11 protein-coding genes are annotated in these 14,137 nt (G+C 71.2%); all 11 read left to right on the top strand.

The annotated features are described in order from the left end of the window. The first annotated feature begins 24 nt into the window (after positions 1-24). The 11 genes from ACH3VR_RS17535 (at position 25) to ACH3VR_RS17485 (ending at position 14,117) form a co-directional block, all read left to right on the top strand. Entirely contained in the window at positions 25-990 is a 966-nt protein-coding gene (locus tag ACH3VR_RS17535) for an AAA family ATPase (protein WP_397557602.1), read from the top strand. Continuing rightward, positions 987-2,360: a DUF58 domain-containing protein gene (locus ACH3VR_RS17530; RefSeq protein ID WP_397557601.1), complete on the top strand. Its 1,374-nt coding sequence runs from the start codon at positions 987-989 to the stop codon at positions 2,358-2,360. The genes ACH3VR_RS17535 and ACH3VR_RS17530 overlap by 4 nt, the downstream gene beginning before the upstream one ends. Then, positions 2,357-4,867 (top strand): transglutaminaseTgpA domain-containing protein, encoded by a 2,511-nt coding sequence (locus ACH3VR_RS17525; protein WP_397557600.1) that lies wholly within the window; start codon positions 2,357-2,359, stop codon positions 4,865-4,867. The genes ACH3VR_RS17530 and ACH3VR_RS17525 overlap by 4 nt, the downstream gene beginning before the upstream one ends. Then, positions 4,864-6,522, top strand: a complete 1,659-nt coding sequence (locus tag ACH3VR_RS17520) for a DUF5684 domain-containing protein (protein WP_397557599.1) — start codon at positions 4,864-4,866, stop codon at positions 6,520-6,522. Before ACH3VR_RS17525 ends, ACH3VR_RS17520 begins: the two co-directional genes overlap by 4 nt. Beyond that, positions 6,519-7,100, top strand: coding sequence for a hypothetical protein (locus ACH3VR_RS17515; RefSeq protein WP_397557598.1), 582 nt, complete (start codon positions 6,519-6,521; stop codon positions 7,098-7,100). Before ACH3VR_RS17520 ends, ACH3VR_RS17515 begins: the two co-directional genes overlap by 4 nt. Before the next feature lie 302 nt (positions 7,101-7,402). Then, a complete protein-coding gene (gene rpsL / locus ACH3VR_RS17510) occupies positions 7,403-7,771 on the top strand; it encodes a 30S ribosomal protein S12 (RefSeq protein WP_018171438.1) in 369 nt (122 codons plus the stop codon). Positions 7,772-7,776: 5 nt separating this feature from the next. Then, positions 7,777-8,247 carry a 30S ribosomal protein S7 gene (rpsG, locus tag ACH3VR_RS17505; RefSeq protein ID WP_042538706.1) on the top strand — a complete coding sequence of 157 codons (471 nt, stop codon included), beginning with the start codon at positions 7,777-7,779 and terminating at the stop codon, positions 8,245-8,247. 104 nt (positions 8,248-8,351) lie between these two features. Then, positions 8,352-10,466: an elongation factor G gene (fusA, locus tag ACH3VR_RS17500; protein WP_397557597.1), complete on the top strand. Its 2,115-nt coding sequence runs from the start codon at positions 8,352-8,354 to the stop codon at positions 10,464-10,466. A 172-nt stretch (positions 10,467-10,638) separates the two neighbouring features. Beyond that, positions 10,639-11,832 carry an elongation factor Tu gene (gene tuf, locus ACH3VR_RS17495; protein ID WP_345801522.1) on the top strand — a complete coding sequence of 398 codons (1,194 nt, stop codon included), beginning with the start codon at positions 10,639-10,641 and terminating at the stop codon, positions 11,830-11,832. A gap of 186 nt (positions 11,833-12,018) precedes the next feature. Next, on the top strand, positions 12,019-13,155 hold the full coding sequence (locus tag ACH3VR_RS17490; RefSeq protein WP_397557596.1) for a glycosyltransferase: 1,137 nt from the start codon (positions 12,019-12,021) through the stop codon (positions 13,153-13,155). After that, positions 13,152-14,117, top strand: coding sequence for a glycosyltransferase family 4 protein (locus ACH3VR_RS17485; RefSeq protein WP_397557595.1), 966 nt, complete (start codon positions 13,152-13,154; stop codon positions 14,115-14,117). Before ACH3VR_RS17490 ends, ACH3VR_RS17485 begins: the two co-directional genes overlap by 4 nt. The last annotated feature ends 20 nt before the right edge of the window (positions 14,118-14,137 follow it).

Raw genomic sequence — 14,137 nt, 5'->3', positions numbered from 1 at the left:
CTCACCCCCTGAAGGACATCCCCCATGACCCTGACGCAGGAGCAGGCGACCTGGTTCGCCCGGACGTTCGCCCAGATCTCCGACAACGTCGAGCGCGCCATCCTGGGCAAGCGCCACGTCGTCGAGCTGGTGCTGACGGCGATGCTCAGCGACGGGCACGTGCTGCTCGAGGACGTCCCCGGCACGGGCAAGACGTCGCTGGCGCGGGCGATGGCGCAGTCGGTGCAGGGCACGAACACGCGCATCCAGTTCACCCCCGACCTGCTGCCCGGCGACATCACCGGCATCACCGTTTACGACCAGAAGGCCGGCCAGTTCGAGTTCCATGCCGGTCCCGTGTTCGCCAACATCGTGCTCGCCGACGAGATCAACCGTGCGAGCCCGAAGACGCAGTCGGCGCTCCTCGAGGTCATGGAGGAGGGCCGGGTCACGATCGACGGCGTCACCCGCCCCGTCGGCGTGCCGTTCCTCGTGCTCGCGACGCAGAACCCCGTCGAGCAGGCAGGCACCTACCGTCTGCCCGAGGCGCAGCTCGACCGCTTCATGATGCGCGCGTCGCTGGGCTACCCCGACCACGCCTCGACCGTGCGCATCCTCGACGGCGCGGCCGTCGCGACCGAGGAGCTGAGCCCCATCATCACGCCGCAGGCGCTCGTCGGCATGGCTGACCTGGCGAACGACGTCTACGTCGACGCCCTCGTGCTCGACTACATCGCGAGACTCGTGGATGCCACGCGCTCGGCCGACGAGGTGCGGCTGGGCGTCAGCATCCGCGGCGCCCTGGCCCTCACGCACGCGGCGCGCACGCGGGCCGCCTCGCAGGGCCGCACCTACGCCACACCCGACGACGTCAAGTCTCTCGCGGTCCCCGTGCTCTCGCACCGGCTCATCCTGCATCCCGAAGCCGAGTTCGACGGCGTCACGCAGGAGGCCGTCGTCGGCCAGGTGCTGCTCGACATCGCACCACCCTCCCGCCGCGAGGCCGTATGAGCCTCACCGAATCCCGCATCACGCGCACCACGACATCCACCGGCTCGGCCACGGGTGTCGGGGCGACGACGCGCACCGTCGCCCCGCTGCGGCGCGGCCGCGCGCTCGTCGGGGCCGTCATGTGGGCGACGCAGGCGTCGCGCGCATTCGGCTCGGCGGTGGGCGAGGCGGCGACGTGGGCGGCCCGCACCGTGCGTCCCGCCGGCGTGCTGGTCTTCGCCGCGGCCACGGTGGGACTCGGCCTCGCCATCGCGTTCGGCTGGGTCGAGTGGATGGTCGCGGGCGCCATCTCGCTGCTGCTGCTCGCGATGGCCGTGCCGTTCCTCTTCGGCGCGCGGTCGTACGACGTCGATCTCTCGCTGGCGCACGAGCGGGTCGTCGCGGGTCAGGGCGTCGTCGGCGAGATCGTCGTGCGCAACGACGGCAAGCGCACGGCGCTGCCCGGACGCATCGACATCCCCGTCGGCGACGGCCTCGTCGAGTTCGGCGTGCCGCTGCTGCGCCCCGGCCACACCATCGGCCAGCCGCTCGACATCCCCGAGCTGCGCCGCGGCATCGTGACGGTCGGGCCGGCGACGACCGTGCGCAGCGATCCGCTCGGCCTGCTGCGCCGCGAGCACGCGTTCGAAGACGTGCACGAGCTCTACGTGCACCCCCGGACGATCGTGGTGCCGTCGACGAGCGCCGGGCTCATCCGCGACCTCGAGGGGGCGCCGACCCGCCGGCTCGTCGACGCCGACATGTCGTTCCACGCGATCCGCGAGTACGCGCCGGGCGACTCCTGGCGCCAGGTGCACTGGAAGTCGACGGCGAAGACCGGCCAGCTCATGGTGCGTCAGTACGAGGAGTCGCGGCGATCGCGCATGGCGATCGTCCTCGCCATCGCCGAGGCGGAGTACGCGGATGCCGACGAGTTCGAGCTCGCCGTGAGCTCGGCCGCCTCGCTCGGGCTGCGGGCCGTCCGCGACGCGCGCGACGTCGACATCGTCGTCGGCTCCGAGGTGCCGCGTGTCGTGCGCGGGCGCCTGCGCGCCGTGCAGCACCTCGCCGCGGCATCCCCCCGCACGATGCTCGACGGGTTCAGCGGCATCGACCTGCTCGAGAACACGATGCCGATCGAAGACGTCTGCCGGCTGACGGCGGAAGCCAACGAGCGGCTGTCGATAGCTGTCCTGGTGACGGGCTCGCGCGTCTCGCTGACACGCCTGCAGCAGGCCGCGCTCGGCTTCCCCTCCGACACGGCCGTCGTCGCGGTCATCTGCGACGAGCGCGCGCACCCTCGCATGCAGTCGCTCGCGGGACTCAGCGTCCTGACGGTCGGCACGCTCGACGACCTTTCGGGCCTGCTCCTGCGGGGGGCGACGTCGTGACCGCCACCGCGCTGACCACGCCGCACCGCGCGCCGTCGCCGGCTGTCCCGCGGCTGGTCGCCGGCGCCCTCTACACGGGCGCCGTCGTCGTCATCGCCGCCGTCGCCGCCTGGCCCGTGTACCGCTCCGGCTGGTACCTCCTGCTCGTCGGCGCCTCCGTCGTCCTGGCGACCGGCATCGCCGTCGTCTCGCGCCTGCGCCGCTGGGACGGCTGGATGACGGCGATCGCTGTCACCGCTGCGTTCCTCGTCTTCGGCGTGCCCCTCGCGGTGCCCTCGCGCCTCGGCGCGCCGCTCGAGGCGCTTCGCGGGCTCGGCGACCTCCTGATGGGCACCGTGTTCGCGTGGAAGGACCTCGTCACCGTCGACCTCCCCGTCGGCACCTACCGCAATCTGCTCGTGCCGGCCCTGGTCGTCTTCCTCGTCGGCACCTGCGCGACGCTCGTGCTCTCGTGGCGTGACGACCGCGCCGCCTATGCGGCCGCGCCCGTCGGCGTCGCGATGACGTCGTTCGGCCTGTTCTTCGGCCGGGCCGTCACGAGCGCTCCTGTCTCGATCGGCCCGATCACGATCTTCGCCCCGCTCGAGACCGCGATCGGCGTGGCCGTGCTCGTCGCGAGCGTCCTGTGGCTCGCGTGGCGCAACCGCGACGAGCGCATCCGCGCGCTGCGGCGCGCCGCCGAGTCGAGCGGGGTGCGCGTGTCGCGCCGTCCGTCGACCGCCGACCGCCGCCGCACGGCGCTCGGCGTCGGCATGCTCGCCATCGCGGTCGTCATCGGCGCCGTGGTCGTGCCGTGGGCGGCGCGCGGCGCGGAGCGCGACGTCCTGCGCTCGGCGGTCGGGCCCGAGCTCGACCTCGCTGCCGAGGTCAGCCCGCTCACGACCTATCGCTCCGAGTTCGACGACGCCCGGGCCGACAACGTGCTGTTCCGCGTCGCGGTCCAGCACGGCTCGCCGTCGCGCGTCCGCCTCGCGACGCTCGACAACTACGACGGCGAGGTGTTCCGCGCGGGGGGCGGCGGCGCCGTCGACCAGGGCCGGTTCGTGCGCGTGCCCTCGACGCTCGATGCAGGGGCGGGGCAGGACGTGAGCATGACCGTCGCGATCGACTCGCTCACGGGGATCTGGATGCCGACGACCGGCCGTCTGGCGGCGATCACGTTCGACGGCGACCGCGCGTCGAGCCTGGCCGACAGCTTCTACTACAGCGCCTCCGCCGAGGCCGGCGTCGAGACGGCGGGCGACGGCCTCGAAACGGGCGACGCGTACCGGCTGCAGGCCGTCGAACCCGTGCTGCCCGATCTCGCGTCGCTGGACGCACCAGGCGGCGTCGACTCGTCGGTGGTGGCGCCGAAGAGCCTCACGGAGTGGGTGCAGCGGCACGCCACAGGGTCCGGCGGGGCGGCGCTCGACGGGCTCGTGCGGCTCCTGCGCGAGCGCGGCTACCTGAGCCACGCGCTCGCGGTGGGCGATCAGACACCCGCGTGGATGAGCGAGCTCACGGGGTACACCTTCCAGCCGAGCGCGTCCGGGCACTCGCTCGCGCGCATCGACACCCTCTTCACGCGACTGCTCGAGCGCGAGACCGATCCGCGTGCCGAGGCATCCGGCAACTACGTCGCGGCCGTCGGCGACGACGAGCAGTTCGCCGTCGCGGTCGCCCTCATCGCCCGGGAGCTGGACTTCCCGGCCCGGGTCGTCGTGGGCGCGCGCCTGTCGTCGTCGGACCCCGACCTCTCGACGTGCGATGCGGGCGCCTGCCGCGCGGCGGACCTCTCGGCCTGGACGGAGGTTCAGGATGCCTCGGGGCTGTGGGTGCCGATCGACGTGACGCCGCAGCACGCCAGCTCGCCGAGCCTCGACGTGACGGAGCAGCGCGACCCGGAGAACGTCACAGAGGTGCGGCCGGACTCCGTCGAAGAGGTCGTGCCGCCCGACCCCGTACAGGAGGACTCGGGCGCCGACGACACCTCGCCGAAGGATGCCGGCCTCGACCTCGCGTGGCTCTGGCCCACGCTGCGTGCGACGGGCGTCGTCGCGGCGATCCTCGTGCTCGCGCTCGGGCCGTTCCTCGCGATCGTCGCCGCGAAGGGCTTCCGCCGGCGCGGCCGCCGCACGCAGGGCGCGCCCGTCGCGCGCATCGCCGGCGGATGGGACGAGTACGTCGACGCGGCGATCGACGCGGGGCGCGGGGCGCCGAAGGCCTCGACGCGAGGGGAGCTCGCCGCAGGGTTCGCCACGACGTCGGGGGCCGCGCTGGCCGAGGGCGCCGACCGTGCCGTCTTCTCGGGCGGTGTCGCGACGGCCGACGAGGCCGAGGAGTTCTGGCGCATCGTCGACGCCGAACGACGCGGTCTGTCCGCCGAGAGCGGGTTCTGGCGTCGCGTGCGGGCCGCCGTATCGTTGAGATCGTTCATACGACACCTGGCTCCGACGGCGGGGTTCAGGGAGCGCACCGCCGAAAGGGGGCAGCGCCGCGCCGCACGGCGTGAGCGCACTTCGCCATGACCAACCTCGAAATGTGGAACACCGTCACGCTCGCGACGCTGTCGCTCGTGTCGTTCGTGCTCTTCTACGCGTGGACGGCGATCGCCCTGGGCGCGGTCTTCCGCAAGAGCGGCGAGTCCGCCTGGAAGGCGTGGGTGCCGGTCCTCAACCTCGTGGTCTTCCTCCAGGTGGCAGGCCTCTCGGCGTGGCTCGTGCTGCTGTTCCTCGTGCCCGTGGTCGGCTTCGTCCTGCTCGTCGTCGCGTCGTACCGCGTCAATGTCGCGTTCGGCCACGGCGGAGGGATGACGGTCCTCGCCGCGCTGCTGTTCCCGATCTGGGCGACCGTGCTCGGCTTCGGCCCCGATCGCTGGCTCGGCCGCGAGGAGGCCGCCCGCGGGCCTGTGCGCACCGGGCTGCCCGACATCGCCCCGCCGCCCCCGCTTCCCGGCAGCCCCGCGGCGCCCGCGTACACGCCGACAGCGCCGCCGCCCGCGTACGGACGGCCCGCCCCCGCGGCGGGATGGACGCCGCCGCCCCTGCCGCCGACGCCCGCGTCCTCGGTCGCCGCAGCACCGGCACCGCCCGCGCCCGCCTCTCCCCTCGCGGCGGCACCCACCGCGCCGACCGCCGCCCCGTCGGCCGGCCCGGCGCCGGCTGTGCCCCCCGTTCCGCCCCCGGCCCCGGCCGCGGCTTTCCCGGCTCCAGCCGCGCCGGCCCCGGCCGCGGCTTTCCCGGCTCCCGCCGCGCCGGCCCCCGCCGCGCCGGCTCCGGCATCGGGGGTCCCCACGTCGGCGGTGCCCTCCTGGGCGGCGACCGATCGCGACGACACCGGTGAGACGCCCGTGGACTCGGCATCGGCCCCCGCCTTCCCGCCCATCGCGCGCCGCTCTGCTGCGCCGCTCGACGCCCCCGCATGGGAGCTCCCCGACGAGGACTCGGAGCCGTCGTGGGACTTCGACTTCGGCGCCGCCTCGGCGACGAGCGAGGTGACCGACGCCGTGTCGGGCGCCCCCGCGCCCGTCTCGGCAGCTCCCCGCCGATCCGTTCCCGCCGACGCGCCCGGGCTGCCCGACGAGGCGCCCTCCGCGATGCCGCCCGTGACGCAGGTTCCCGCCGCGCCCACGCCGGCCGTCTCGCGCGAGCCGTGGGCACCCGCTCCCTCGCCCATGCCCGGCGAGGGTGACGCGTTCGCCGAGAGCTCGGGCCCGGTCTCGGCGATCGCGGGCGCTCCGGATGCCGGCATGCCTCGCTCGGCGCGATCGTCGGTGTCGGCGCTGCACACGTCGCCGCACATCCCCGAGGAGGACGAGCTCGAGGAGACGATCGTCGCGCGGCGCAAGCGGACGGCGTGGACCCTCACGACCCCGTCGGGGGCCCGTGTGCCGCTGACGGCCGACACCGTGATCCTCGGCCGCCGCCCGTCGGTCGATCCCGAGTTCCCCGGTGCCCAGCTCGTGTCGCTCGACGACGACACGCGCACCGTGTCCAAGACGCACGCGCGCCTTGAGCTGCGCGAGGACCGGTGGTTCATCACCGACCTCGGCTCGACCAACGGCGTGCTCTTCACGACCCTCATGGGCACCGAGGTCGCCGCGGAGCCGGGGGAGGCGACCGAGGCGGGCGAGCGCTTCCTGCTCGGCGACGCGGAGGTGTCGCTCAACCGGAGTGACGCGTGAGCGATCCTCGCGACGACGAGCCCGAGGTCGACGACAGCACGGTCCGCATCCCTCGCGACGACGTCGACGACGACACCGACGTCTCGCGGCGGACGCGGAGAAGGGCCCTCGACGAGGTCGCCCCGGCGACGCCTCCCGAGGCCTCCGACGCACCGGGCCCGCGCCGCACTGCGAACCCCGTCGACGAGTCCGCTCCCGGCGAGCCCGAGCCCGAAGACGGCTCGACCGTCGTGGCGCGCCAGGAGTCGCGGCGTCGCGCAGCCCGCGGGGTCGAGGCCAAAGCATCCCCCGACCGCATCGCGGCGACGAGCGCCGCCGACCTTCCCGCCAACGGCCGCATCGCGCAGGCCCCCGACACCGTCCGGGCCAGCTATGCGCCGCGCCCCCCGCAGTCTGCGAGCATCACGCGCCGCCCTCCGGCGACGCGTGATCCTCAGCCGCTCGCCGACACGGCGGCCGGGGAGGCGGTGGCCCGCCGACGCGCCCGCCGCCGCACGGCGATCACGGTCGTGCTGGCCTCGCTCGTGCTCGTCGCCGCCGTCGCCGTGCTCGTGGCCCTGTTCACGACGACGGGCTGAGCCGTCTCACCGCGGCGCGCGCGGGTTTGACCGCCCCCAGGCATCCCGCGTATCATAGGAGGGTGTGCGCTCTCGCGCGCCGTCCGCCGTGCCTCGGCGCGGAAGTCGGCCTGGGAGCGCCGCATCTCAGGGAACGGCCTGCGAACAGGTCACCCCCACGGCATATCCACCACACAACAGCTCGGCACCATCATGCCGCGCCGGTGGATCCACGTGAGCCCGGCGCGCAACAGATCGAAAGATCCGGATCGCCCGGGGGAGACACGAACGCTGTCACCGTGCAGCAGCAACAAGGAGAGAACGTGCCAACCATTCAGCAGTTGGTTCGCAAGGGTCGCTCGCCCAAGGTCTCGAAGACCAAGGCGCCGGCGCTCAAGGCGAACCCGCAGCAGGCGGGTGTCTGCACCCGCGTGTACACGACCACGCCCAAGAAGCCGAACTCGGCGATGCGCAAGGTCGCCCGTGTCAAGCTCCGCAACGGCACCGAGGTCACGGCCTACATCCCCGGTGAGGGCCACAACCTCCAGGAGCACTCGCTCGTGCTCGTCCGTGGCGGTCGTGTGAAGGACCTCCCCGGTGTCCGCTACAAGATCGTCCGCGGTGCGCTCGACACCCAGGCAGTCAAGAACCGTAAGCAGGCCCGCAGCCGCTACGGCGCGAAGAAGGGCTAAGGAACATGCCTCGTAAGGGACCCGCCCCGAAGCGCCCCGTCGTCAACGACCCGGTCTACGGCGCTCCGATCGTCAGCCAGCTGGTGAACAAGATCCTCGTCGACGGCAAGAAGTCGCTCGCCGAGTCGATCGTCTACAACGCCCTCAAGGGTGTCGAGGCCAAGAACGGCCAGGACGCCGTCGCCACGCTCAAGAAGGCCCTCGACAACGTGCGCCCGACCCTCGAGGTCAAGTCGCGCCGCGTCGGCGGCTCGACCTACCAGGTGCCGGTCGAGGTCAAGCCTCACCGCGCCAACACGCTCGCCCTCCGCTGGCTCGTCAGCTACGCCAAGGGCCGTCGTGAGAAGACCATGACCGAGCGCCTCCAGAACGAGATCCTGGATGCCTCGAACGGCCTGGGTGCCGCGGTGAAGCGCCGCGAGGACACCCACAAGATGGCCGAGTCGAACCGCGCCTTCGCGCACTACCGCTGGTAACCAGCGCGGCGGTCGTGCCGGGGCATCCCCTCGGCACGACCGCCCCACCCGACTGATCGTCCACCCGACGACCACCCGGATTCCGACAAGTTAGGAAACACCCCGTGGCACAAGAAGTGCTCACCGACCTCACCAAGGTCCGCAACATCGGCATCATGGCGCACATCGATGCCGGCAAGACGACGACGACCGAGCGCATCCTCTTCTACACGGGCGTCAACCACAAGATCGGCGAGACGCACGACGGCGCCGCCACCACCGACTGGATGGAGCAGGAGCAGGAGCGCGGCATCACGATCACGTCGGCCGCCGTCACCTGCTTCTGGGACAAGAACCAGATCAACATCATCGACACGCCCGGCCACGTCGACTTCACGGTCGAGGTCGAGCGCTCGCTGCGCGTCCTCGACGGCGCGGTCGCCGTCTTCGACGGCAAGGAGGGCGTCGAGCCCCAGTCCGAGACCGTGTGGCGTCAGGCCGACAAGTACGACGTCCCCCGCATCTGCTTCGTCAACAAGATGGACAAGCTGGGCGCCGACTTCTACTTCACGGTCGACACGATCGTCAACCGCCTGAAGGCCAAGCCGCTCGTGCTGCAGCTGCCCATCGGCGTCGAGAACGACTTCGTCGGCGTCATCGACCTCGTCGAGATGCGCGCCCTCGTGTGGCCCGGCGACGCCAAGGGCGACGTGACGATGGGTGCCAAGTACGAGATCCAGGAGATCCCGGCCGACCTCGCCGACAAGGCCGAGGAATACCGCCGTCACCTGCTCGAGACGGTCGCCGAGACCGACGAGCACCTGCTCGAGAAGTACTTCGGCGGCGAGGAGCTCTCGGTCGCCGAGATCAAGGGCGCCATCCGCAAGCTCACGGTCAACGGCGAGATCTACCCGGTCCTCTGCGGCTCGGCGTTCAAGAACCGCGGCGTGCAGCCCATGCTCGACGCGGTCGTCGACTACCTCCCCTCGCCCCTCGACGTGCCCGCCATCGAGGCGCACGACCCGAAGGACGAGGAGATCATCATCGAGCGTCACGCCGATCGTGACGAGCCCTTCGCGGCTCTCGCGTTCAAGATCGTGTCGCACCCGTTCTTCGGCCGCCTCACCTACATCCGCGTCTACTCGGGTCACCTCGACTCGGGCTCGCAGGTCGTCAACGCGACGAAGGGCAAGAAGGAGCGCATCGGGAAGATCTTCCAGATGCACGCCAACAAGGAGAACCCCGTCGACTCGGTGACCGCCGGTCACATCTACGCGGTCATCGGCCTCAAGGACACGACGACCGGCGACACGCTGTCGGACTCGGCCAACCAGGTCGTGCTCGAGTCGATGACCTTCCCCGAGCCCGTCATCGAGGTCGCCATCGAGCCCAAGACGAAGGCCGACCAGGAGAAGCTGGGTGTCGCCATCCAGAAGCTCGCCGAAGAGGACCCGACGTTCCGCGTCGAGCAGAACGCCGAGACCGGCCAGACCGTCATCAAGGGCATGGGCGAGCTGCACCTCGACATCCTCGTGGACCGCATGAAGCGCGAGTTCAAGGTCGAGGCCAACGTCGGCAAGCCGCAGGTCGCCTACCGCGAGACGATCCGCAAGGTCGTCGAGCGTCACGACTACACGCACAAGAAGCAGACCGGTGGATCGGGCCAGTTCGCGAAGATCCAGTTCGCGCTCGAGCCCATCGAGGTCACGGCCGACAAGATCTACGAGTTCGAGAACAAGGTCACCGGTGGCCGCATCCCGCGCGAGTACATCGAGCCCACCAACCAGGGCTTCCAGGACGCCATGGCCGTCGGCATCCTCGCCGGCTACCCCATGGTCGGTGTGAAGGCGATCCTCAACGACGGCGCGTCGCACGACGTCGACTCGTCTGAGATGGCGTTCAAGATCGCCGGTTCGATGGGCTTCAAGGAGGCCGCCCGCAAGGCGAACCCCGTGCTGCTCGAGCCGGTCATGGCCGTCGAGGTCCGCACGCCCGAGGAGTACATGGGCGACGTCATCGGCGACCTGAACAGCCGCCGTGGCCAGATCCAGTCGATGGAGGACGCGGCGGGCGTCAAGGTCGTCCGCGCCCTCGTGCCGCTCTCGGAGATGTTCGGCTACATCGGCGACCTGCGCTCGAAGACCTCGGGCCGCGCCGTCTACTCGATGGAGTTCGACAGCTACGCCGAGGTTCCTCGCAACGTGGCCGACGAGATCATCCAGAAGAACAAGGGCGAGTAATCCGCCCGGGATGCCGCGGCCCCGCGCCGACGCCGGCCCGGGCCGCGGCATCCAGCCTCACAACTTCACAGAATCAACCGATACCCCTCTACTAAGCTAGAGAAATCCCCGTAGAGACCCGGTCGCAAACCAGTGCCCGGAACCTCTACACGACCGTCCTGAGGAGGACCCAGTGGCTAAGGCCAAGTTCGAGCGGACCAAGCCGCACGTGAACATCGGAACGATCGGTCACGTCGACCACGGCAAGACCACGCTCACCGCCGCGATCTCGAAGGTGCTCGCCGACAAGTACCCGTCGGCCACCAACGTGCAGCGCGACTTCGCGTCGATCGACTCCGCTCCCGAGGAGCGCCAGCGCGGCATCACGATCAACATCTCGCACGTCGAGTACGAGACCCCCAAGCGTCACTACGCCCACGTCGACGCCCCCGGTCACGCCGACTACATCAAGAACATGATCACCGGTGCTGCCCAGATGGACGGCGCGATCCTCGTGGTCGCCGCCACCGACGGCCCGATGGCGCAGACGCGTGAGCACGTGCTGCTCGCCAAGCAGGTCGGCGTGCCCTACCTGCTCGTCGCGCTGAACAAGTCGGACATGGTCGACGACGAGGAGATCCTGGAGCTCGTCGAGCTCGAGGTTCGCGAGCTGCTCTCGTCGCAGGACTTCGACGGCGACAACGCCCCCGTCGTCCGCGTCTCGGGCCTCAAGGCGCTCGAGGGCGACGCCGAGTGGACCGAGAAGATCGTCGAGCTCATGGACGCCGTCGACGAGTCGATCCCCGACCCGGTGCGCGACAAGGACAAGCCGTTCCTCATGCCCATCGAGGACGTCTTCACGATCACCGGTCGTGGCACGGTCGTCACGGGCCGCGCCGAGCGTGGCACGCTCGCCATCAACTCCGAGGTCGAGATCGTGGGTCTGCGCCCGACGCAGAAGACGATCGTCACCGGTATCGAGATGTTCCACAAGCAGCTCGACGAGGCCTGGGCCGGCGAGAACTGTGGTCTGCTCCTCCGCGGCACCAAGCGTGACGACGTCGAGCGCGGCCAGGTCGTCGTGAAGCCCGGTTCGGTCACGCCGCACACCAACTTCGAGGGCACGGCGTACATCCTGTCCAAGGAGGAGGGCGGCCGTCACAACCCGTTCTTCACGAACTACCGCCCGCAGTTCTACTTCCGCACCACCGACGTCACCGGCGTCATCACGCTGCCCGAGGGCACCGAGATGGTCATGCCCGGCGACACCACCGACATGACGGTCGAGCTCATCCAGCCGATCGCCATGGAAGAGGGCCTCGGCTTCGCGATCCGTGAGGGTGGCCGCACCGTCGGCGCCGGCACGGTGACCAAGATCATCAAGTAAGTCTTTCGGACTTGCGACGAGGGGGGTCGGGCCTGCGGGCTCGGCCCCCCTTGCATGTCCCCGCGCTGCTCGACCTGAGCAACGTGCGACGATGTCCGAGCCCGACGGCGCAGCGGAAGGAGCGTGTGTGGACCTGATTGCCGTCTCCCGGCGCCCTTTCGCGCACGCTGCGGGGAGGTGCAGCGCGTGTCGGGCATCCTGATCCACGAATGGCTCGCGCGCCACGGCGGCTCGGAGAACGTCTTCGAAGTGCTGTCCCGCGTCTTCCCCGACGCGGAGCGGTTCTGCCTCTGGAACGACAGTCAGGGACGCTTCGACGGCGTGCAGGAGTCTGTCCTCGCGCGCACACCGCTGCGCAGGAGCAAGGCGGCTGCGCTGCCGTTCATGCCGGCGGCGTGGAGACGGCTGCCCGCTCGCGACGCGGAGTGGATCCTCTGCAGCAGCCACGTCTTCGCTCATCACGCCCGGTTCGGCGGACCCGCGCGCCACGCGCCGAAGCTCGTCTACACCCACACGCCCGCGCGATACGTGTGGGCTCCGGAGATGGACGGCCGCGGGGGCAGCTTCGTCGCGCGCGCCGTCTCGGCGCCGCTCAAGCCGCTGGACCGCAAGCGGGCCGCGGAGCCGGTCGCGATCGCCGCGAACAGTTCGTTCGTCGCGCGGCGCATCGCCGACGCGTGGGATCGCGAGGCGACGGTCATCCACCCTCCCATCGATGCGGCGGCGTTCGCGTCGCGATCGGACGACTTCACGCCCGCCGAGCAGCAGACGCTCGCGGCGCTTCCTTCCGAGTTCCTGCTCGGCGTCTCGCGGTTCGTGCCGTACAAGCGGCTCGACCGGGTGATAGAGGCGGGTGTCGCCCTGGGTGTGCCCGTGGTGCTCGCCGGTCAGGGGCCGGACGAGGCCCGCCTCCGCGCGCTCGCCGCCGATCGGCACGAACTCGTGGTGTTCGTGCACAGCCCGTCGTTCGCCGTGCTCAAGGAGCTCTACCGCCGCGCGCTCGCGCTGGTCTTCCCGGCGATCGAGGACTTCGGCATCATGCCGCTCGAGGCGATGGCGACGGGGACCCCCGTCGTGGCCAACGCGGTCGGCGGCACGGCGGAGAGCGTCGTCGACGGCGTCACCGGCGCGCTCGTGCACGACTGGACGCACTCCGAGCTCACCTCCGCCGTCGAGCGCGCGGTCGCGGCCCAGCCGGAAGCGTGCGAGGCGCGGGCTTTCGAGTTCGACACGCCCGTCTTCGTCGACCGCGTCATGGAGTGGGTCACCACCGCGATCGGGACCGAACGAGCACCAGCATCCTCTGGCGCGCAGCGACCGTGACGCGGATCCGCGTCGACGACCGCTACCGAGGCGCTCATGGGATCGGACGGTACGCGAGCGAGGTCCTCCCGCGCCTGGCGCTGACATGGCAGCCGCTCGGGCTCGGCGGCAGCCCCTACACGCCGCTCGACGCCTTCCGACCGCTTCCGGCGCTCGGCAGGGACGAGCTCGTCTACTCGCCCGGCTACGGCGCGCTCACTCGCGCACGACGGCAGATCCTGACGATCCACGACCTCATCCAGCTCCAGCTGCCGTGGCCTGGGCGTGCAAAGTTCTCGGCCTACTACGCCGGACCCGTGCGTCATGCCGTGCGCAAGGCAGGGGTCGTGCTCACCGTGTCGGAGACCTCGGCACGGGCGATCCGCGAGTGGCTGCGCGATGACGCGGTCGAGGTCGTGAATGCGGGGAACGGATGCTCCGACGCGTTCCGGCCGGACGGTGCGGCGGAGACGTCCGTCGACCCGCACCTCCTGTTCGTCGGGAACATGCGTCGGCACAAGAACCTCGACGTCGTGCTGCGCGCTCTCGTGGCGGCGCCGGCCGTGCGGCTTGCCGCGGTGATTCCCGAGCCCGAAGCCCCCGCTGTGCGTTCGCGTGCGGCAGCGCTCGGCGTCGGAGCGCGCGTGACGGTGCTGCACGGCATCGACGACGATCGTCTCGCCGCGCTCTACCGCGGCGCCGCAGCCACCGTCATGCCGTCGACGCTCGAGGGCTTCGGCCTGCCCGCGCTCGAGTCGATCTCGTGCGGCGTTCCCGTCGTCTACTGGCGCGGATGCGAGGCGGTCGCCGAGATCGTGGGCGATCGGGGCTGGGCGGTCGACGGCGCCCACGACGTGGACGAATGGGCGACCGCGCTCGAGACGGCGGTCTCGACCGGACGACGGGTGGAGCCGCCTCCGGTCGGCGTGTACGACTGGCACAGTGTCGGGGCCGCGGTGTCGGACGTGCTCGACGCCGGATGACTGTGGACAGGTCCGGCCGC

The sequence above is a fragment of the Microbacterium alkaliflavum genome, from assembly GCF_044325405.1.
Taxonomy (GTDB): domain Bacteria; phylum Actinomycetota; class Actinomycetes; order Actinomycetales; family Microbacteriaceae; genus Microbacterium; species Microbacterium alkaliflavum.
The sequence above is the reverse complement of the archived record's forward strand: the minus strand, read 5'-3'. Positions and strand labels throughout refer to the sequence as shown.

Bases quoted from the DNA above. Each gene is read 5' to 3' on its own strand.
- ACH3VR_RS17535 (WP_397557602.1), top strand. From the start codon at position 25: ATGACCCTGACGCAGGAGCAGGCGACCTGGTTCGCCCGGACGTTCGCC.
- ACH3VR_RS17530 (WP_397557601.1), top strand. From the start codon at position 987: ATGAGCCTCACCGAATCCCGCATCACGCGCACCACGACATCCACCGGC.
- ACH3VR_RS17520 (WP_397557599.1), top strand. From the start codon at position 4,864: ATGACCAACCTCGAAATGTGGAACACCGTCACGCTCGCGACGCTGTCG.
- rpsG (WP_042538706.1), top strand. From the start codon at position 7,777: ATGCCTCGTAAGGGACCCGCCCCGAAGCGCCCCGTCGTCAACGACCCG.